Below are 21279 nucleotides of genomic sequence, written 5' to 3'. Positions count from 1 at the left end.
TTAATTATTGTTCGCGGTACCAGAGGTGTGCATCATCAGTAGCGTCACGTACACCTACTGTTACACCGCCAACTTCAGAATTGATTGCATATACATCAACCGGGGAGTTAAGCGGGATTAGCGGCAGCTCTTCGTTTACAAGCTGGTGCCATTCCTGATAAACTTCCGCACGGTAATCGATATCCATTGCTTCCTCACTTAGTCCGCGCTCAATAAGCTCTTCAGACTCTTCGTTAACCCAGCGAGGGAAGTTCCAGAAGTCGTCTGTTCTCCACAGACCAGTTGGATCCGGATCTGCAGCAAGTCCCCATGCACCCATGAAGAGGTCGATGTCTGCATCGTCTTCTTCTACAAGGTCATAGAAAAGGTTGAATTCAAACAGCTGACCATCCTGAAGACCGGCATTAATGCCTACTTCCTGAAGGTTCTGCACAATATACGTTGCACGTGGCTCAGAAATATCAGACCCACTCATCGCCATAAAGTTAACAGTAAACTCTTCACCGTCAGCGTTCTCACGGAAACCGTCTCCTGTTACATCTTCAAAACCGGCTTCGTCAAGAAGCTCATTAGCACGGTCCGTATCGTACTCGTACTGGTTAAGCGTAGACTCGTCAGGAAAAGCCCAGGAAACAACAGATTCAGGTGCGTTGATTACTGTTCCGTAACCTTCACTGAATGCGTCGATGATTCCCTGGCGGTCGATCGCATGAGCGAACGCCTGGCGGACACGTACATCTTCAAATTTCGGATTGTCCATTACGTTCTGTTCTCCATCCCAGTGACCGAGTTTAAACCCGATGTAGCTGTAGGAAAGAGCTTCAATTTCTTCAAGGGTAATTCCGTCTGCACCTTCAAGATCAACAGCCTGTGATGGCGGTACATCAATGATGTCCACTTCGCCCTGCTGAACCAGTTCGCCGGCCATTTCGCCGTCGATAATGCGGTAAACAACACCGTCAAGGTTTGGAGCACCCTGCCAGTAATCTTCGTAAGCTTCAAACTCCACCTGCTCACCAGGTACGATGTTCGTTACCTGGAATGGTCCAAGACCAACCGGGTTACGGCGAACTTCGTCAGACTCTTCCAGATCCGCTACAGCAATACCTTCGTAATGGGCGCTTGGGATTGGATTTGTCCAAAGGTTAAGAAGCGTGTTTGGTGCAACGCTTGTTACTTCAACTTCAAGTGTGTAATCGTCAATCACGTTTACACCTTCAAGCTCATGAGTTGGTTCTGCATCGTAGTCTTCAAGATTCATAACTTCCTCAGCACCAACGATCATTGCAACGTTGGACTGACGGGTACCAGTGTAATCAGGGTGAGCAATTACCTGCCACGTATAAGCCATATCGTGGGCAGTCAGCTCTTCCCCATTATGCCAGTAAACCCCTTCTTCAATGTTAAAAGTAATTGTCGTTCCATCTTCTTCCCATGTAGCCAGGTTCGGCTCCGGGAGAAGCTCATCGTCTGTTCCCACAAGTCCTTCAGTCATGATGTTAAGAGCAATAGAGTCATCCTGACCGCCGTAGTGGGCAATATCAAACACACCGGCGAATGGCTGCGTGAAACCATAAGTTACCGTACCACCCTGTGGCGCATCTTCCTGTGACACTTCATCTTCTTCATCTGCTTCATCGGCATCCGTATCTTCATCGGCACCGTCAGCGTCTTCATCAGTATCCGGGTCTGTGTCAGCCGGCTCGTCTCCGTCGCCGCCGCAGGCAACAACAAGGATCGATACTGAAAGAAGCATCGCTAGCAGAAGTAACAGTGATTTCTTCATGCTGGTAAATCCCCCTTAATAAATGTTTAATACAAGCTAAAGTAGGTTAATCGTAAAGTAAGCACGAAACTCTGTGCTCCCGATTCACCTCCTTCAACTGAGGTTTTTGCTCACTGCACTGAGGCATCGCTTCGGGACAGCGAGGGTGGAATGGACAGCCGACCGGCGGGTTCTGCGGGCTCGGCACATCCCCTTTCAGAATAATCCGGTCACTTTTATTTCTAGGATCAGGCATCGGGATCGCACTGATCAGAGCTCTTGTGTATGGATGCTTCGGATCACGGTAGAGATCGTGGGCATCTGCCACCTCAACCAGGTTTCCGAGATACATAACACCTATCCGGTCACTCATATGTTTTACAACGCTTAAATCGTGGGCAATAAACAGAAGTGTCAGGTTAAACTCTTTCTGCAGACTCTTCAGAAGATTCAGTACCTGTGACTGTACCGATACATCCAGTGCTGATACAGGCTCGTCCGCAACGATGAGTTTTGGTTTCAGAGCCAGGGCCCGGGCAATGCCGATCCGCTGCCGCTGACCGCCCGAAAATTCGTGCGGATATTTAAAGTAGGCATCTTCGGGAAGCCCCACTTTCGTAAGAAGATCCATCACTTCCTCGCGAACCTTCTTTTCAGACACTCTCCGGTAGTTAATGATCGGTTCCGATACAATACTTCCCACCATCATTTTCGGATTCAGTGAGGCGTAGGGATCCTGGAATACCATTTGAATGTCTTTTCTCATATTCCGGAGTTTCGATCCGTATATGTTGGTGATATCTTCACCTTCAAAAAAGATTTTTCCGCTTGTCGGTTTAAACAGCCGGGTAATGGTTCTTCCCGCTGTTGATTTACCGCAGCCGGATTCACCTACAAGTCCGAATGTTTCCCCGCGCTTGAGCTCAAATGAGATATTGTCAACTGCTTTTACATCCCCGATCTTCCGGCGGAAAAAGCCGCCTCTTACCGGATAGTATTTTTTCAACTCTTCAATACGGAGCAAATGTTCTGACTTCTGCTTTTGCGTCATGATCGCACCTCCGCTTTTTCACCTGGTCTGCTCTCCTCATATAGAAGACAGCGGACAGTATGTCCTTTATCCGTTTCCCCGAGCTGAGGGTCAATCTGCCTGCACTCCGGCATGGCCGCCGGACAGCGATCCACAAACCGGCATCCCTGCTTCGGCATCTTTGTAAGCGTCGGGACAATACCCCGGATCGTGTTCAGTTCATCAACTTCCTCTTCCATCTTGGGAATAGAACCGAGAAGGGCCTTCGTGTAAGGGTGCTGAGGGTCGTGGAAAATACGATCCACATCCGACTGCTCCACAACCTGGCCTGCATACATGACAACGACGCGATCTGCCATTTCCGCTACAACGCCGAGATCGTGCGTAATGAGCATAACTGCGGTTCCTCTTTCATCCTGGATCTTTTTGATCAGTTCGAGAATCTGTGCCTGAACCGTAACGTCCAGCGCCGTTGTAGGCTCGTCTGCAATCAGAAGCTGCGGTTCGCAGGCAATGGCCATCGCAATCATAACCCGCTGTCTCATCCCGCCTGAAAGCTGGTGCGGGTACTCATGTACAATCTGATCCGACCTGGAAATCCCAACGTCCTTCAGCAGCTGAATACTTTTCTTTCGCACCGACTCTTTTGAGTCCTTCGAATGATTCAGCAGCACTTCATCCAGCTGGAAACCGATCGTAAGGACCGGGTTCAGAGCTGTCATAGGCTCCTGGAATATCATACTTATATCTTTACCTCTGATATTGTTCATTTCCTTCTCGGAATACTCGGCAAGGTTTTTCCCGTTAAATCGGATTTCCCCTTTATCGATTTTCCCGTTATGTTTTGGCAGCAGCTGCATAATGGACAGCGACATTACACTCTTCCCGCAGCCTGATTCTCCTACCACACATACAACTTCCTTCGGTTTTACATCAAAGGAGACGCCTTTAATGGCATGATGGAAATCTCCGTCGATATTAAACCCTGTATGCAAGTTGTCTATCTCTAAAAGCGCATTTTGACTGCTCATAGGATATCATACCCTTCAATATTTTCTGAAAATAATAAATAATCGTGTTACTAGAAATAGTATTATAACTTTCGGTCTATTGTCAACGTTTTATTTCATTTTCAATTCCCTAACAATGCACTTTCAAAGAATAATAGTTTTAATTATCTGACAAATTATCCTGCATAAAAGAGTGATGAAATATGTACCACTTTAAGTGGATAAATTACTATAGTAGAATTCTTGTTACCTGGTGCGTAGTAATATACTGATATATCATTTTTCGTCCCGTTTTATCAAGCTGTTTTTACTGACAGCTGTTCTGATTAACCACTTCCCGGGACTATCGGCACCCCACTTCCCCAAAACTTTTTTCCTGATTTTTCTCACAATTATAACTGCGGCAGATGGATCAGTTAGGAAATCTGAATGAATTAAAACATGACCTTTTTAGACATTTCACGGAACATTATACACCGTTCCCTTGTAATATGCATGGATATTTTAAAATTTTTTTACAATTTTGTTTAATTAATATGAAAAACCGTACTAATTCCCTACAAAATATTTTTATTTTCTACAAATTATTTAAATAAATAAAAAGAAGCTCTCCCCTAAAGTCAGGGAGAGCTTTGTTTCTTCCTATTAATATATTTACTGATTACTCTTGGGATCAAATGCATCCCTCAGACCATCACCGATGAAATTAATCGCCAGTACTGTCATCAGGATGGCAATACCGGGTGGAACCCATGTTTCCCAGTGGTTTTCAAGGATCCGGAGACTGTTCGCCTCGGTAATCATGTTACCCCAGGTAGGTGTTGGCTGTGGGATCCCAAATCCGATAAAGCTGAGAGCAGATTCGAGAATAATCATTGTCGCCATCATGAGAGTGGCATTAACAATGATCGGACCGACAGCGTTCGGGAGGAAGTGCTTAAAGATAATCCGGAAATCTGATGCACCGATGGACCTTGCCCCCAGTACATATTCCTTTTCCCTGAGTGACAGGAACGTGGCTCTTATGATCCTCGTAAGGTTTGGCCATGCCGTCAGGGCAATGATCGTGATAAACAGCGTGATCGTCACAGATTCAAGAATAGCCACGATTGTCAGGATCAGAAGCAGGAATGGAAGGATCATCATTAAATCGGTAGCCCGCATGATAAGACCGTCAACCCACTTGCCGTAATAGCCTGCCAGGGACCCTAGAAGAACACCAAGAGCAACGGTGAAGAACATGGCGAAGAAACCGATTGTAAGGGAAATTCTCGCTCCATGGACAAGTCTTGAAAAATTATCCCGCCCCGAACTGTCTGTTCCGAGCCAGTGTTCCGATGATGCTTTAGCGTCAATATTATATAAATTATGTGCGGTCGGGCTGTGCGGAGCAATAAGATCCGCAAAGATTGCTACGAGTACAAAGAAACTGAGTACGATCAGGCCCACTATCGCCAGTTTGTTTCGCAGGAACCGCCGCATCGCCAGCTGAAAAGGACTTAAGCTCTTTTCCACCTCTTCTTTTGCGGATGGCACAGATGTGTCCACCTTCTGGTTCACTTGTGTTTCCATTCAGCTCTCACCTCAATCATAACGGATACGCGGATCCACAACTGCATAGAAAATATCAGCTAATAGATTCCCGACTAGAATTGATACTGCAAGGATCAGGTTGATGGCCATAATGACCGGATAATCTCGGTTCTGAATTGAGTTCAGGAACAGCGTTCCAAGACCGGGATAGTTGAAAACATTCTCTGTAATTACTGCACCGCTGAGAAGAAGACCGAACTCCACTCCCAGGAGGGTAATTATCGGAATCAGGGCATTACGCAGCGTATGCTTGTACAGCACAGAGTTGTTTGACAGCCCTTTAGCCTGTGCCGTACGGATGAAGTCACTACCTTTGATTTCTAGAATCTCGGTGCGCATATACCTCATATACATGGCGGTACTGGCCAGACCTAATGTAAAACCAGGTAAGACGAGGTGTCTGAGCTTGTCTATAAACAGTTCAAACCCGGTCAGACCAATGGCTGAAGTTGATCCCTGTGCCGGAAACCAGCCAAACTGAAAGCTTAGCAGCCAGATGGCAAGGAGAGCGGCAAAGAAGTTCGGGGTGGCCAGACCTAAAAAGGCAAAGGTCGTAGCTCCATAATCAAATAGGGAATACTTTCGAGTTGCTGAATAAATTCCAATTGGTATGGCAATTGCCAGAGTTACACCAAGAGCAAACAATGACAGGTAAAAGGTATTCATAATTCTGGACTGAATCAGGTCCATTACCGATCGTCCTGTATACTGCATTGAATTTCCAAAATCACCCTGTGCGACTGATGTGAGCCAGCTCCAGTACTGTACCGGAAGCGGGTCATTTAAGCCCAGTGCCTCTCTTCTTTCCTCAAGTACTTCGTGAGGAATATTCGGATCGAGCATCTCCCCTGACAGCACATCGCCGGGAGCGGCTTTGGCCAGTGCAAAGACAACAACCGTTACAAGAAACAGCATTGGTATGAACTGAAGCGTTCGACGAATGATATATCTGTGCATACTGAACTCCTCCCGCCAGGTAAAAAGCAAGTGTGCGGCCGAGGGCCGCACACTCGTTTACCTCGACACTTCTACAATTATTGTGCTAGATACCAGAGGTGGGAATCCTGGTAGATTCCTGCTGGCAGTTCTTTTACGTTCTGAAGATCAGAGTTATAGGCATAGATGTTGTCAGAAGAGTAAAGGAATACCATCGGTACCTGTTCTGATACGTGAGCTGCCCACTCGTTGTAGACTTCTGCACGGTATTCAACTTCAAATGCATCCGGCGGAGTTACCGCTTTCTGGATCAGCTCATCACTAGTTTCATCGTTCCAGCGAGTATAGTTATACGCCGCTGTGGACTGCCAGATTCCGGCAGGGTCCGGATCACCTACTGCAAGGCTCCACCCGGCAAGGTAAAGATCCCAGTCTGTGTTATCCGCTTCCACCATGTCAAAGTGAGGGCCTGCTTCACGAGGCTGGCGAAGATCTACGCGGATGCCTACTGCCCCAAGCTCCTCCTGAATGATTGGAGCTGTACGCTCGCGCACTTCGTTTCCTGTCGGATAGTCAAGGTTCAGTGTCCATTCGTTACCGTCCGGATCTTCACGGAAACCGTCTCCTGTTACGTCAACGTAACCTGCCTCATCAAGAAGCTCGTTGGCACGGTCCGGATCGTATGGATATTCATTAACAGCGTCAGCGTCGTAGGCCCATGAAGCTTCAGGGAATGGTGCTTCCATAACAGATCCCATTCCGTAGAGAAGGCCGTCTACAATACCCTGACGGTTGATCGCACTGGCAAGAGCCTGGCGGACACGCACGTCAGAAACTTTTTCGTTTTCAACCCAGTTATCAGGGGTAATCGCACCAGCTTCAACGTCATCAGTTGTACGGTGGTGATGTTTGATTCCCATGTACTGATAACCGAAATCCTGCGTCATGTAAGTCGTTACGTTGTCAAGACCATCAACACGATCGAAATCAGAAGCCGGTACACCGTTTGGCTCGGCAATCATGTCGAGCTCTCCGCTTTCAAGGAGACCAGGCATAACGGACTGCTGGATTACGCGCCATGTAATACCATCAAGGTAAGGCTCTCCACCCCAGTAGTCTGCAAAGGCAGTTAGAGCATACTGCTCACCTTCGATGAACTCGGAAAGAACAAACGGACCGCTTCCCACGACTTCTCCTGCATCACGGGAGGCACTTGCATCAGGAATATCGGAAATTGCCATTCCTTCAAACGGATGGGCAGGTACGATAATAAAGCTTGTGTCAAAAAGAATCTTAATGTTCGGCTCATCGTAGTGGAACGCTACCGTACGGTCATCGATGACTTCGACACCTTCAAATGTATCGGTTTCGCCACTGTTGTACTCTTCATAGCCGGAAAGGTTCACTACGTAGTTTGTACGTACTCCACCTGCTGCAACATACTCAGGGTCTGCAATCGTTGCGTAAGTAAAGTACACATCTTCAGCTGTGAGCGGTTCGCCGTCGTGCCATTGAACCCCTTCATTCAGCGTGTATGTGATCGTTGTAAAATCGTCATTAATCTCCCAGCTCTCTGCAAGAGCCGGCTCGTACTCAAGGTTTTCATCAAGCTGGACAAGAGACTCGTGCGTAAAGCTCAGAATATTTGCTTCATACGCATCAGAGTAGAAAAGCGGGTTGAACTGGTGACCAGGTGCAGAGTACATACCTGCTGTGAGGGTTCCGCCGCTCTGGGCTTCTCCTTCACCTTCATCTCCTTCAGCATCATCTTCCTCTGTTCCATCTTCACCAGCGTCATCATCAGTGTCATTGTCGTCGGCTTCGTCTGCTGTATCATCTTCTTCGCCGGAAGCTTCCTCATCGTTTCCACACGCGGCGAGGACCAGAACAAAACTCAGTGATAAAATCAGCAGCAGCCAGAATTTACTCATCTTCATGAAACTTACTACCCCCTTATTTTTTGGATAAATCAGATAATATGACGTGCATTCAACCCCTCTTGCTCCTGCCTCACCCCCTTAAATGTATGCCTTTGTTACGCTCCGCCTGTATACAGATGACATGCCACGTACTGCCCATCGCCCTGATGAACGAGTTCAGGCCGCTCGGTTTTGCACCGGGCATGGGCCTCGGGACACCTCGTATGGAATGTACATCCTGTAGGAGGATTCGAAGGGCTGGGAAGTTCGCCCTTAAGTTTAATTTTTTCCCTGCGCCTTTTTACATCAGGCACCGGCACCGAAGAAAGCAGTGCCTTTGTGTAAGGATGAAGCGGGTTGTTGTAGATCCTCTCTTTCGGACCGATTTCCGCCATCCGCCCAAGGTACATGACACCAACTCTGTCAGAAATATGTTTAACCACACTGAGATCATGGGCAATAAACAGGTAAGTAAGATCGAACTCATCCTGAAGATCCTCCATCAGGTTGAGAACCTGGGACTGAACCGATACATCGAGAGCGGATACAGGCTCATCACCGATGACAAATTTCGGGTTCATACTCAGTGCCCGGGCGATCCCGATTCTCTGACGCTGCCCCCCGGAAAATTCATGGGGGTATTTTTCCCTCGCTTCAGGGGGAAGACCAACCTTACGCAGAAGGTCAACGACTTTTTCCTTTCTTTCCTTCCGGCCCATTGTGCGCTGGACAAGCATTGGTTCTTCTATAATCTCGCCGACACTCATTCGCGGGTTAAGTGAAGCAAAGGGATCCTGAAACACCATCTGCATGTCCTGACGGTATTGGCGCATTTTGCCCTGCCGTATTGAGGAAATATCGTTCCCTTCAAAAATGACATTTCCGTCCGTAGGATCGAGCAGCCTTAGAATGGTTCTTCCCAGTGTCGATTTACCCGACCCTGATTCACCTACAATACCGAGCGTTTCACCTTTATAAATATCGATTGAGACATCATCCACGGCCTTTACATGACCGATGGTGCGCTGGAGAATGCCCCCTTTTACAGGAAAGTATTTTTTAAGATTACGTACTTCTAACAGTTTTTCTTTCGTCTGTTCCATTCTGATGTCCTCCTTCTCCACCGGCCGGCTCGTAGAGATAACAGCGTACTTTATGTTTACGATTCACTTCAGAGAGTTCCGGATTTGACTGTGTGCACTGTTCCATCACATGTTTACAGCGCGGGGCAAACCGGCACCCTTCAGGAAAGCGGTGGGCAGGCGGTACGGTGCCCGGAATCGACTCCAGCCTCTCAACCTCCCCGTCTATGTTCGGGATACTTCCCATAAGACCGGTTGTATACGGGTGCTTTGGATTTGTAAAAAGCTCCTCCGCTTTTGCTTCCTCCACAATCTGGCCGCCGTACATAACCATCACCCGGTCAGCCACTTCCGCCACTACCCCCAGATCGTGTGTAATGAGGAGAATGGAAGAATCAAACTTCTCTTTCATTTCCACCATCAGATCAAGAATCTGAGCCTGGATTGTTACATCAAGTGCTGTTGTCGGCTCATCGGCAATCAGGAGCTTTGGATCACAAGACATTGCGATGGCGATCATCGCCCGCTGACGCATTCCTCCCGACAGCTGATGTGGATATTCATGTATGATTTCCTCTGCCCTGGCGAATCCAACAACCCGCAGCAGTTCCACTGCTTTGGCATATGCCTGCTTTTTGGTCATCTTTTTATGTTTAATCAGGGTCTCTGCAATTTGATTTCCTATCGTAAATACCGGATTCAGGGATGTCATCGGTTCCTGGAAAATCATACCGATGTCATTGCCCCGCACTTTCCTCATCTCTCTGTCAGAAAGCGTCAGAAGCTCTTTACCGTCCAGTTTGATTGAGCCGTCCACTATATCCCCCGGAGGCTGCGGGATCAGTCTCATGACTGATAATGACGTTATACTTTTTCCACTCCCTGATTCCCCAACCAGTGCCAGTGTCTCCCCACGGTCAATATGAAAACTGACTCCATCAACTGCCTTTGCTGTTCTTCCGCCTTCCATGTGGAAGTATGTTTTCAGATCCTTTACTTCCAGCAGATGCTCACTTCTCTGCAAAACCCTCACCCCATCTTCATTCCGGTAAACCGAATCTTGATATACTGAGATAATGGCGCAACTTTATACTTTTGAAAGTATAAACTGTAAACCTCTCAGCATCCCCCGAAACTATGTATTACATAAGTCTCTTTTTAATGACATTAATGTATCATATGCCCTGCAGTAAGTATATAGTTTTTTGAAAATTTTTTATCTTTAGATATTTAGGAATACGAAAGTTAAAGAATAAATATTATATCATTCATGTTGTATATTTATAATAAATAGTGGTTTTTCTATAGTGTCTGGTGTTATTTATTCAAATGGGAGTATATATATTAAATCTCGTGCGAGGAATTATCTTTCGCGGAATATAGTAATTTCTTTATTTCAACATGTAGTATGTTACTTCCTGTTACTGAAGAACATATCGTCCGTCACTAAAAAAAACGGCTTTAGAACCATTTTTTCTTTAGTTCATCAGAGTGATAATTTACTTTAGCAGTAAAGCAAAGCTTTCCGTCAAATTGGAATTCATTCAATAGTTAACTGGAAAATAAAAAAAGAAGCTGACCTGAATACGTTCATTCAGATCAGCTTCTTTTAAGATATGACAGGCCTAGCCGCCTATGACTTCTTTCCCGCCCATATACGGACGCAGAACTTCCGGCACTCTGACAGTGCCATCTTCCTGCTGGTAGTTCTCGAGTATGGCAGCTACCGTTCTTCCGACTGCTAGCCCCGAACCGTTTAGAGTGTGAACAAAATCGGTTTTTCCTTTTTCCTCCGGACGATATCGAATGTTCGCACGCCGGGCCTGGAAGGCTTCAAAGTTACTGCAGCTGGAAATTTCACGGTACGTCCCATAGCTGGGAATCCATACTTCGATGTCATATTTTTTCGCAGCAGTAAAGCCGAGATCCCCGGTACACATATCCATGACACGGTATGGAAGTTCGAGAAGCTGCAGTACTTTTTCTGCATGAGAGGTGAGCAGTTCCAGCTGTTCATAGGATTCCTCAGGCTTAACAAAACGGACAAGTTCCACCTTGTTGAACTGATGCTGGCGAATCAGGCCACGGGTATCCCGTCCTGCAGAACCTGCTTCTGAGCGGAAACATGCACTGTATGCTGTATAGGCTGCCGGAAGATCGTTTTCACTCAGAATTTCATCGCGGTGCATGTTTGTAACCGGAACTTCAGCTGTTGGAATGAGAAAGTAATCTTCTTCCCTGATTTTAAAGGCATCCTCCTCAAATTTTGGCAGCTGGCCTGTCCCTGTCATGCTGTCACGGTTTACCATATATGGCGGCATCACTTCTGTGTAGCCGTGCTCATCCTCGTGGAGATCCATCATGAAGTTGATCAGTGCCCGTTCCAGTCTTGCACCTGCACCTTTATAAAAGACGAAACGGCTCCCTGTGACCTTGGATGCCCGCTCAAAGTCGAGAATACCAAGCTCTGTTGCAAGGTCCCAGTGAGGTTTCGGTTCAAATCCAAAGTCCCGCACCTGTCCCCACTTACGCGCTTCCTGATTATCTTCTTCATCTGCCCCGACAGGTACACTGTCATGGGGAATGTTAGGAAGGTTAAGAAGAAGTGTGTCGAGTTCCTCGTCCACTGTGCGGAGTTTTTCGTCCAGTTCCTTGACAGTAGCCGACACTTCTTTCATTTCCTTAATCAGGCTGTCTGCGTCTTTTTTCTCTCTTTTAAGCTGGGAAATCTCCTGGGAGACTGTGTTTCTTCTTGCTTTCAGTTCTTCTGTTTTCTGAATGAGCTCGCGTCTCGTTACATCCAGCTCTTCAAATTTGTCGAGGGCACTGATATCCTCGTTTCGTTTTGAGAGCTTTTCTCTGATTCCTTCAAAATCCTTACGCAGCATTTTTACATCAAGCATGATGGTTCCACCTTTCTTTGTATATTTACTTTTTTTGTAACTCTGTTAAAGTACGTTGTTGATTTTCGCTCTGCACGTCACCACGGGATCGGGATAAATGCAGACTGGACGGTAACCATACATAAAACACAAAAAACTCCCGTCCCCTGTTAAAAGGGACGAGAGTTTACCCGCGTTGCCACCCTGATTGAAAAGAAGCTGCAATTCTTTTCCGCTCATCACCGGTAACGGACGGTGAAACCGAAACAGCCTACTCAATTGTTCAGCCGTTTAACTCAGGGATGGATTCACGTAAGGCTACGATCGGTTCACACCTGCCACCGACTCTCTGGGCGAAGCCTGGACGCTACTGGTTCCCGTCTCAGTCTGTTAACACTATTTAATATCACTATCATAACCGATGTGCTGAAATCTAATCAAGCAGCGAGCCGGTTTTTTCTGATCATCTCGACAAAATACTGATGCATCCGGTGGTCATCCGTCAGTTCCGGGTGATAGGAACATGCCAGAAAATTCCCCTGTCTGGCAGCTACGATTTCTCCGTCGTACTCGGAAATCACTTCGGCAGACGGCCCGGTGCTGACAATGATCGGCGCACGAATAAATACACCGTGCACATCCTCGCCGATCCCCTGTACCTTCAGCGGAGCCTCAAAGCTCTCACGCTGGCGGCCAAAAGCATTTCGCTGTACCGTCATATCCATTACACCGAGATGCGGCTCCTGACCTACAATTTCCTTCGCCATTAAAATGGCGCCGGCACAAGTCCCGAACATGGGGTTACCCTGTTCGGAAAACTTTTTCAGCGGCTCAAAAAAACCGTATTTATCGATCAGGCGGCGCATAGTCGTACTTTCACCGCCTGGAAAAACCAGTCCATGAAGGCCGTCGAGCTGTTCGGGACGCTTAACAGCAATCACGTTGACATCAGCTGCCTGCAGAGCCTCCGCATGCTCACGGACGGCACCCTGAAGCGCCAGTACACCAATGTTAATCATGATGACTCTCCTTTACTGTAAAAAATCCATCCGGGAAATGCCGGAACCGGCAGGCAGATTGGCTTACCAGCCGCGCTCCTGCATACGGTCAGCTTTCTCCAGTGTGGAGATTTCAATTCCCTTCATCGCTGTACCAAGTCCTTTGGAAAGGTCGGCAATCAGCTGGTAGTCCTCGTAGTGCGTTGTTGCTTCAACGACCGCACGTGCAAATTTCTCCGGGTTGTCGGACTTGAAGATACCGGATCCGACAAAAACGCCATCTGCCCCAAGCTGCATCATCAGTGCAGCGTCTGCAGGTGTTGCAACTCCCCCTGCTGCAAAGTTTACAACCGGCAGCTTTCCAGAACGCTTAATCTCAAGGAGAACATCATATGGAGCTCCCAGGTTTTTCGCTTCTGTCATAAGTTCATCTTCACTCATGCCTGCAACTTTTTTAATCTGGGACTGCATCATGCGCATATGACGTACAGCTTCAACAATATTTCCGGTTCCCGGCTCACCTTTTGTACGAATCATGGAAGCACCTTCCCCGATTCGGCGGGAAGCTTCCCCGAGGTCTCTCGCACCACAGACAAACGGAACAGTGTAGTCACGCTTGTTCAGATGGTACACTTCGTCAGCAGGAGTCAGTACTTCACTTTCGTCAATGTAGTCTACACCAAGTGCTTCAAGAACACGTGCTTCCACAATATGGCCGATCCGCGCCTTTGCCATTACAGGAATGCTGACGGCATTGGTTACTTCCTCAACAATCGTCGGGTCTGCCATACGGGCTACGCCGCCGGCAGCACGGATGTCCGCAGGTACACGTTCAAGTGCCATAACCGCTACAGCACCGGCTTCTTCTGCAATTTTTGCCTGCTCGGCATTAACAACGTCCATAATGACGCCGCCCTTCTGCATTTCAGCCATTCCTCTTTTTACACGGTCAGTTCCAGTTTGTTTCATGGTGAAAGATCCCCCTTTATCATTTAAGCCTGAATTGTCGGATTCTGATTATCCTTATCCATTATAACGGATAACCTGTACCAATATCGAGTAAATACTTTAAAAACAGTTTTATCTTAAATGCATTGCCTTTTCCGGCAGCTTTCATACAGAAATATCATACCCGTCTTACAGCACATGCAGTCTGTCCCTGGCGTGATGTTACGACTGTGAAATTAGAACCAATTTCTATTAAACCTCTCTGAATCCGCTATTCTATCAGATGGTTTGTCCATTCAATACCGGAGAAATAGAATAGATTATTTTTATAGAGGCGCCTCTATAAAACAATAAGAAAGTGGAGTGAGAAAGAATGATAGAGGAAAATCAGATTTTTTACAGTATGGACGATGAAACAGGTGTACGGAAGGAAGAAAACGGTAATGGAGAGAACGACAACGGCAGTGATGAAATCGGCTGTCCGGATGGATGCTGCAACGGTGACGAGATATTATGTGTAGCGATCCCCTGTCCAGTCGATATCGTTCTTCTGGGAATTCATCTTCGCCTTGAGCTTCCATGTATCAGGCTGTCCGGTCTTGGTGATACCCCTCTTTCCGAAGCGGACGTCCAGCGTCTGCTGCAGGTTCTCAGCGGTATTATCGGCAGTATCGGAAACCTCGGGGAGCAGTCGGGGCAGCAGTAAACAGCACCATTTTAAAGAAAAAAAAACCGGGAGACGTCGGTCTCCCGGTTTTTTCCTGTTTCATAGAAAGGCGTTTACAGCCATCCGGTTACAGTATCAGAAACAGAAGTCCAGACGCCTGAGAAAAAGCCGCCGATATTTCTGAACATGAGTGTAAACCACCCGGCCCGTTCCACGCTTTCATTCGCAATGACAGGAACCTGTGTATATTCTTCTCCTTCTCCCTGAAGGTATCCAGCGTCCTCACCCTCAGACAGCACATACATTGTTCCTACAGCATTGCCTGCTTCAACAGGGGCAATGAGCCGGCCCTCATCATCGAGAAGGGACTCGTCCCACTCCACTTCGTACGTATAGCTGTCCTCTTGACCGTTTCGGACAACAAGATTGACAGCTTCAGCGGTGGAAACCGCTACTTCGCTTTCCTCGCCCTGCGTTACCGGAATCGTCTCGTTCCCTTCAAGGGTCAGACCTTCCGGGAATACTTCGCTTGATGAGAAATTATTGAAACCCCACTCCATGATCCGCTGTGTTTCCTCAAACCTGTGAAGCTCCGAATCTGCCCCCATAATTACCGAGATGAGACGCTGACCGTCTTTTTCAGCTGTACCCGTAAATGTATATCCTGCAGCATTGGTAAAACCGGTTTTAAGTCCATCCACATATTCATAGTCGACAATCTCATACTGGGTACCCGGCAGCATCCAGTTCCAGTTCTGCATGTTTGTTGATGCACCTTCCGGCTGAAACGTTTTGAAAGGAACCTGGGCTGTTTCCAGCACTTCAGGATAATCATTAATTAAGTGATAAGCGAGTGTAGCTGTCGCTCTTGCTGACATGTAGTTATCATCGTCTGCTTCCGTTCCTTCCGGATGCTGACCATTCAGAAGACTGTTAGGAAGACCGGTTGAATTGACAAACTGGAAGTCACCGATTCCACGATCAGCAAGCTCCTGCAGATCAGTGATGCTGTATTCCTCACCTGCTTCACGGAGCACTTCCCCCATACCGATCTCTTTTCCCTTTTCATTCATCATCCGTACAAATTCGCCCTCGGATCCGGCGATAAGCTCCGCCAGTGCCATCGTAGAAGCGTTAGCAGAATATATTGCAACTGATTCATACAGTTCCTCAACTGTATAAGATCCTGTAGTGGTCAGCGGAACGTTTGAAAGGCTTCCGTTTCCGGAAAGCTCATGAAGAAAATCACTGATCGGTACTTCCTGATCCCATGAAATTTCTCCGTTATTTACCGCTTCAAGAATTAAGTATTCACTCATCATTTTCGTCATACTGGCCGGTGGCAGTACTTCATCAATATCACTTGCGTACAAAAGTTTTCCCGTGTCCCCATCAACGAGCAGTACGTTTTCCACATCCGTTGAATAGCCTGCCTGAGCCGGCGTTCCCATCGAAAAGACCCCTGACACAACAATCATAAATGACATAAGCGACAAAGCAGCTGTTCTTAACTTAAACTTCCCCATTTCTCTTCCTCTCCTTGAAGCAAACTATCTATATTACGCGTACCGGCATGTCCTTTTTATGGAACCAGCCGGCTTCCGCCAAAAGCCGCATTATATACCAAACGTCATTTTACCACAGCCAGGATAAAAAAAATAGATAGGGGAGTCCCCTATCTATCCGATACTTTATACCTAATTGATCACTTAGAGAGAATAGTTCGGTGCTTCTTTTGTAATCTGGACGTCGTGAGGGTGGCTTTCCTTCAGTCCTGCATTAGTAATGCGGATAAAGCGTCCGTTTTGATGAAGGTCATTCAGTGACGCCGTGCCGCAGTATCCCATACCTGCATTGATCCCGCCTACAAGCTGATGAACGGTGTCTTTAAGCGGCCCTTTGTACGGCGTTCTGCCTTCAATACCTTCAGGCACAAGCTTCTGCTCGCCTTCCTGGAAGTAGCGGTCCTTACTTCCTTTTTCCATGGCACCGAGAGACCCCATTCCACGGTATACCTTGAACTGGCGGCCCTGGAATATCTCACGTTCGCCCGGGCTCTCCGTCACACCTGCAAGAAGACTTCCCAGCATTACCGCGTGCCCGCCGGCCGCAAGTGCTTTTACAATGTCGCCGGAGTATTTAATGCCTCCGTCTGCAATAATGGCTGCACCGTGTTTTCTGGCTTCAGTGGCACAGTCGAATACTGCCGTAATCTGCGGTACACCGATTCCGGCCACGACACGAGTCGTACAGATGGATCCTGGTCCGATTCCCACTTTTACAATCGTGGCTCCGGCTTCAATAAGATCTCTTGTCGCCTCTGCAGTTGCCACATTTCCGGCAATAATATCAAGATCAGGGTACTTTGCACGGACTTCGCTTACTTTATCAAGCACCCCTTTGGAGTGTCCATGAGCCGTGTCAATGACAAGCACATCGATACCCGCTTCAACAAGGGCTTCTGTACGCATATCCGAGTCTCCGCCAACACCGACTGCAGCTCCCACAACGAGTCGGCCTGCAGCATCTTTAGCAGAGTTTGGGAATTCGATTGCTTTTTCAATATCCTTAATTGTAATAAGTCCTTTAAGGGTACCGTCATCGTCAACAAGAGGGAGTTTCTCAATTTTATACTTCTGGAGGATCTTCTGCGCCTCATCCAGTGTCGTACCTACCGGTGCAGTCACAAGATCATCCTTTGTCATTACTTCACTAATTCTGATTGAATAATCATCAATGAAGCGCAAATCCCGGTTTGTCAGTATTCCGACAAGTTTCTGGTCTTCGTCAGCAATCGGCACACCCGAGATACGGTACTTGGACATCAGATGTTCGGCATCGAAGACCTGATGATCTGCTGACAGGTGAAACGGGTTCGTAATTACTCCGCTTTCGGAGCGTTTTACCCGGTCAACCTGTTCAGCCTGTTCTTCTATAGACATGTTCTTATGAATGATTCCAAGGCCGCCTTCACGTGCCATGGCAATTGCCATTTTTGCTTCTGTTACTGTATCCATTCCTGCACTGATAATTGGAACGTTGAGTTCCAGTTTATCGGACAGCTTTGTTTTAACCGAAACATCTCTTGGAAGCACTTCGGAGTGTGCAGGCATCAGCAGCACATCATCAAAAGTCAACCCCTCTTTACCAAACTTTTCCTCCCACATGGACAGTTCCTCCTTATTATTTTCCCAAAATATTATTAGTAGCTTATCAACTGGGTACACTACTGTCAAGAAAATTTAAGCTGGTACCAGAAGTTACAAAACGTGTCAGCCCAGGGCTTCATCAATTTTCCATGAAGGAGGTTAACTGCAGTGAAAACCGACTCGTTTTTCATCCCTTTTCAGTCCATCGACTTCGTGAAGGATTTTCTCGTCGGGAAGTACGAACGCCTCCACTCAGGTAATGCCCAGTCACTGGCGTATCGAAACGGATACTCTTTTTTATATTATCTTGAAATGGGAAAACAATACGTGGAGCAGGCCGAGGCTGCACCATTGGCAACTCGGCCTGTTCTTTTATTTTACGGCTGCGTACAGTGGATGAAAGCCTGCCTTCTTACAATAGATCCGGATTACCCGGGAACGACCCAGGTACTGGCCCATGGGGTAACCGCGAGGAAACGGAAAAAGCAGGGTTACGCCTTCTGGGAGGATGAGGTAAAAGTTCAAAAGGAAGGTCTTTTCCCCTTTTTTTCGGAGAAACTGTTTCATGTGAAACAATTAACCGGGGAAAAGTATACGATGAAAAGCCTGTTTCGGAGAGTTCCCGAACTTTCACCGGTTATTGAACGTCTGTTCGGTTCCCCGTCAGTTCTGCCCCTTACCCTGTCAGGCCCCAAAGCTCTTATAGACAGCAGACTGCTGGGGACCCTCGATATGGATAAATACCGTTTACAGGCCTGGCTTAAATCATTTGGAATTTCCGCCACTGTGAGTACCGATGACAGAGGTGTAGAGATTACCTCCCAGACCCGCCTTGATCAGCACCCGTTTTTTACTGTGGAGGACAGGCAGGGTCAATTGTATCTCCCCACTCTCCGTACAGATTATCAGCCTTTGCCTGAACTTCTGTGCCATTATCTGATTCTTTATAACCTCAGCATGGTTTGCCGCTATGAAACGGAATGGTGGTGCGAGCTGCTCCACACCTTCCCCGGGCATGATTATCCGTGTATTGATGCCTTTTTAAGTACTTCTGTTACAAAGCTTCCGTGTCTTATTGAACAGGTGCTCACGTCCTGAGCCGGGGTACTGGAGCCGCTTATTTCCGCAAGCGGCTGCCTGTACACTGCCAGGAGCATTCCTTCTGCAGCATAAAAACCGGAAAAAAGGTGTCACTTTCTTCCGGTTTGTAGAGTGTATTTTATCCGGTTTACTGCTGTTTCAGGGCCTGCGCAAGATCTTCCCAAATATCCTGTGGATTCTCAAGTCCGGCAGACAGGCGAAGCATCCCTTCTGTTATTCCCATTGTCATCCTTTTTTCCTTAGGTACTACCGCATGTGTCATGGATGCAGGATGCTGTATCAGCGTCTCTGCATCTCCAAGGCTTACAGCCACCTGAGCCATTTTGAGCCTGTTCAGTACCTTCTGGGCTTCTTCTTTGCCTCCCCTGACTTCAAAAGTAATCAGACCGCCAGGCTGGCGCATCTGTCTGGAGGCAAGTTCGTACTGGCTCGATGAAGGGTCACCGGGATAAACAACACTGCTCACCTCCGGGTGCTCTTTCAGCTTATGAAAAAGGAATTCGGCATTCCTGCAGTGCCGGTCCATTCTTACCGACAGTGTTTTGAGCCCCCGAAGAAGAAGCCATGCATCAAAAGGGGCCATCACCCCTCCCATATCTTTCAGCGTAGTCATCTTCATTTCCTGTATAAATTCGGCCTTCCCTGCAGCCAGCCCTGCAATTACATCACCGTGACCGCAGATATATTTGGTTGCACTGTGTATTACCACATCAGCGCCAAGGTCCAGAGGCTGCTGAAGATAAGGAGAGCAGAAAGTATTGTCGACAACCACAGTCACTCCTTTTTCTTTTGCAACACGAATGACCATGTCCAAATCAATCAGTTTCATTGTCGGATTGATCGGTGTTTCAACGTATACTGCTTTCGTATTTTCCCTTATTCCTTTGCGGACAGTTTCCTCATCACTCATATCAATCAGATCGTAATCAATATTGTACCTGTCCCGAGCCATCTCAAGAAAGCCGTACGTACAACCGTATACACCCTCGGAAACAAGAATATGGTCTCCCGAACGCACAAGGGCAAGTAAAACTGAAGATACGGCCGCCATCCCCGAACTGAAAGCTGCACCTGCCTCGGCGTTTTCGAGATCGGCGATAGCTTTCTCAAGTATGTCCACTGTCGGGTTTCCCAGCCTGGAGTAAATGTAACCGCTTTCATCTCCGGCAAAACGAGCTTCTCCCTGTTCGGCTGATGCAAAGCTGAACGTGGATGTCTGATAAATTGGCGGTGTCAGACTCCCGTGATGCCTCTCCCTGTCATATGTTCCATGAATTAATCTTGTTTCAAGACTACGTTTCCCCTTCACCCGTACCAGCCCCTTTTTATCTCTTTCTTTCCATCTCCAATTATACGCAACCTTTTGTGTACTTGAAATACGATTGAATAAAGACACAGCGCTGATACAGCATCACTGCATACCGATAAAGAAACGGGCTTTTTTTACACAGCGTAAAAACGCCCGGACGTGTTCACTGAAACACTGCCGGGCGCTTTACTTTATCTTATGGGGGAATACTAAGTGGTCTTGCTTAATGTAATTATACAAAAATCTCATTGGACAGTTAATCTGATAAAAGTTGTGGTTTTTCTCTGTTTGTTTGTTTCTTCGTCCCTGTCAGTCCTTTGGTGCTGTGCATAAGGGCGGTGTCAGGTCTCTGAGCGTGGATCAGGGCAGCAGGGAGAGCGCCGGAGTATTAAAAAGGCCCATTAAAATATAGGATCCTTCCGGATTAATTCATGCTTTTCGGCTACAGGACATTATTTGAGACGGGAGGGTGGGGCAATCGGCAGCAGGCTGTATAGTCTTTGGAATCCGAGTGTTTATGTATTTTATGGTTTTCGAGAGCGGCTCGCTTTCATGGATAGGATAACGACCTTATCTTCTGGAAAGAAAATCAGCTTTAGCGACTGTGATATCAATCTTACCTCAGTCCACGGTATCGACAGAAAATCCCGGGAAATCGACGGTCAAGGGGCCGATATCGGCGAAGCGACAAAATCCGACGCTGCTCACTCCCCCACGCCCTCCTTCTCCTCTCCTGCACAGACCGCCAGACGCAAAAAAAGACCCACCCGCATATGCGAGTGAGTCTCTTCTGCCCAGCGGCGTCCTACTCTCACAGGGGGAGAGCCCCCAACTACCATCGGCGCTGGAGAGCTTAACTTCCGTGTTCGGCATGGGAACGGGTGTGACCT

At 47.4% G+C, this 21279-nt stretch carries 16 protein-coding genes, 1 rRNA gene and 1 other annotated feature; of the genes, 2 read left to right on the top strand and 15 right to left on the bottom strand.

The genetic code is table 11. From position 1 onward, the window contains the following. Window positions 1-4: 4 nt before the first annotated feature. The 11 genes from opp4A to pdxS form a co-directional block, all read right to left on the bottom strand. Entirely contained in the window at window positions 5-1786 is a 1782-nt protein-coding gene (gene opp4A / locus FGB90_RS19120) for an oligopeptide ABC transporter substrate-binding protein (RefSeq protein ID WP_138812462.1), read from the bottom strand. A 46-nt stretch (window positions 1787-1832) separates the two neighbouring features. Next, the gene (locus tag FGB90_RS19115) at window positions 1833-2816 is read right to left on the bottom strand and encodes an ABC transporter ATP-binding protein (protein WP_138812461.1); all 984 of its coding nucleotides are present in this window, start codon (window positions 2814-2816) and stop codon (window positions 1833-1835) included. Further along, entirely contained in the window at window positions 2813-3826 is a 1014-nt protein-coding gene (locus FGB90_RS19110) for an ABC transporter ATP-binding protein (RefSeq protein WP_138812460.1), read from the bottom strand. Before FGB90_RS19110 ends, FGB90_RS19115 begins: the two co-directional genes overlap by 4 nt. Window positions 3827-4459: 633 nt before the next feature. Further along, complete coding sequence (gene opp4C, locus FGB90_RS19105) at window positions 4460-5377, bottom strand: oligopeptide ABC transporter permease (RefSeq protein ID WP_138812459.1); 918 nt, start codon at window positions 5375-5377, stop codon at window positions 4460-4462. A 12-nt stretch (window positions 5378-5389) separates the two neighbouring features. Continuing rightward, window positions 5390-6355 (bottom strand): ABC transporter permease, encoded by a 966-nt coding sequence (locus tag FGB90_RS19100; protein ID WP_138812458.1) that lies wholly within the window; start codon window positions 6353-6355, stop codon window positions 5390-5392. A gap of 77 nt (window positions 6356-6432) precedes the next feature. Then, a complete protein-coding gene (locus FGB90_RS19095) occupies window positions 6433-8271 on the bottom strand; it encodes a peptide-binding protein (RefSeq protein ID WP_138812457.1) in 1839 nt (612 codons plus the stop codon). 98 nt (window positions 8272-8369) lie between these two features. Further along, window positions 8370-9356: an ABC transporter ATP-binding protein gene (locus FGB90_RS19090; protein WP_138812456.1), complete on the bottom strand. Its 987-nt coding sequence runs from the start codon at window positions 9354-9356 to the stop codon at window positions 8370-8372. Then, window positions 9319-10305, bottom strand: coding sequence for an ABC transporter ATP-binding protein (locus FGB90_RS19085; RefSeq protein WP_138812473.1), 987 nt, complete (start codon window positions 10303-10305; stop codon window positions 9319-9321). Before FGB90_RS19085 ends, FGB90_RS19090 begins: the two co-directional genes overlap by 38 nt. 655 nt (window positions 10306-10960) lie before the next feature. Next, window positions 10961-12238: a serine--tRNA ligase gene (gene serS / locus FGB90_RS19080; RefSeq protein WP_138812455.1), complete on the bottom strand. Its 1278-nt coding sequence runs from the start codon at window positions 12236-12238 to the stop codon at window positions 10961-10963. A gap of 151 nt (window positions 12239-12389) precedes the next feature. Then, window positions 12390-12610 (bottom strand) — a binding site (T-box leader). A gap of 44 nt (window positions 12611-12654) precedes the next feature. After that, on the bottom strand, window positions 12655-13236 hold the full coding sequence (gene pdxT / locus FGB90_RS19075) for a pyridoxal 5'-phosphate synthase glutaminase subunit PdxT (RefSeq protein WP_138812454.1): 582 nt from the start codon (window positions 13234-13236) through the stop codon (window positions 12655-12657). 63 nt (window positions 13237-13299) lie between these two features. Beyond that, a complete protein-coding gene (gene pdxS, locus FGB90_RS19070; protein ID WP_138812453.1) occupies window positions 13300-14184 on the bottom strand; it encodes a pyridoxal 5'-phosphate synthase lyase subunit PdxS in 885 nt (294 codons plus the stop codon). A gap of 352 nt (window positions 14185-14536) precedes the next feature. Here pdxS and FGB90_RS19065 point away from each other — a divergent pair, with 352 nt between their 5' ends. Continuing rightward, window positions 14537-14869 (top strand): hypothetical protein, encoded by a 333-nt coding sequence (locus FGB90_RS19065; RefSeq protein WP_246056277.1) that lies wholly within the window; start codon window positions 14537-14539, stop codon window positions 14867-14869. A gap of 74 nt (window positions 14870-14943) precedes the next feature. On the opposite strand, the gene FGB90_RS19060 is transcribed toward FGB90_RS19065, so the two are convergent. Beyond that, on the bottom strand, window positions 14944-16356 hold the full coding sequence (locus FGB90_RS19060) for a D-alanyl-D-alanine carboxypeptidase family protein (RefSeq protein ID WP_138812452.1): 1413 nt from the start codon (window positions 16354-16356) through the stop codon (window positions 14944-14946). A gap of 183 nt (window positions 16357-16539) precedes the next feature. Continuing rightward, on the bottom strand, window positions 16540-17997 hold the full coding sequence (gene guaB / locus FGB90_RS19055) for an IMP dehydrogenase (RefSeq protein ID WP_138812451.1): 1458 nt from the start codon (window positions 17995-17997) through the stop codon (window positions 16540-16542). A gap of 150 nt (window positions 17998-18147) precedes the next feature. Here guaB and FGB90_RS19050 point away from each other — a divergent pair, with 150 nt between their 5' ends. Then, window positions 18148-19077 carry a YaaC family protein gene (locus FGB90_RS19050; protein WP_138812450.1) on the top strand — a complete coding sequence of 310 codons (930 nt, stop codon included), beginning with the start codon at window positions 18148-18150 and terminating at the stop codon, window positions 19075-19077. A gap of 130 nt (window positions 19078-19207) precedes the next feature. Here the strand turns inward: FGB90_RS19050 and megL are convergent, their stop codons facing one another. After that, window positions 19208-20389 (bottom strand): methionine gamma-lyase, encoded by a 1182-nt coding sequence (gene megL / locus FGB90_RS19045; protein ID WP_138812449.1) that lies wholly within the window; start codon window positions 20387-20389, stop codon window positions 19208-19210. 792 nt (window positions 20390-21181) lie between these two features. Further along, window positions 21182-21279: ribosomal RNA gene (gene rrf, locus FGB90_RS19040) — 5S ribosomal RNA — on the bottom strand; the annotation flags it as partial.

Origin of the sequence: Alteribacter natronophilus (assembly GCF_006007885.1) — a bacterium.
In the GTDB taxonomy this organism is placed as follows: Bacteria; Bacillota; Bacilli; order Bacillales; family Salisediminibacteriaceae; genus Alteribacter; species Alteribacter natronophilus.
This window is presented reverse-complemented; position numbering and strand designations above follow the sequence as displayed.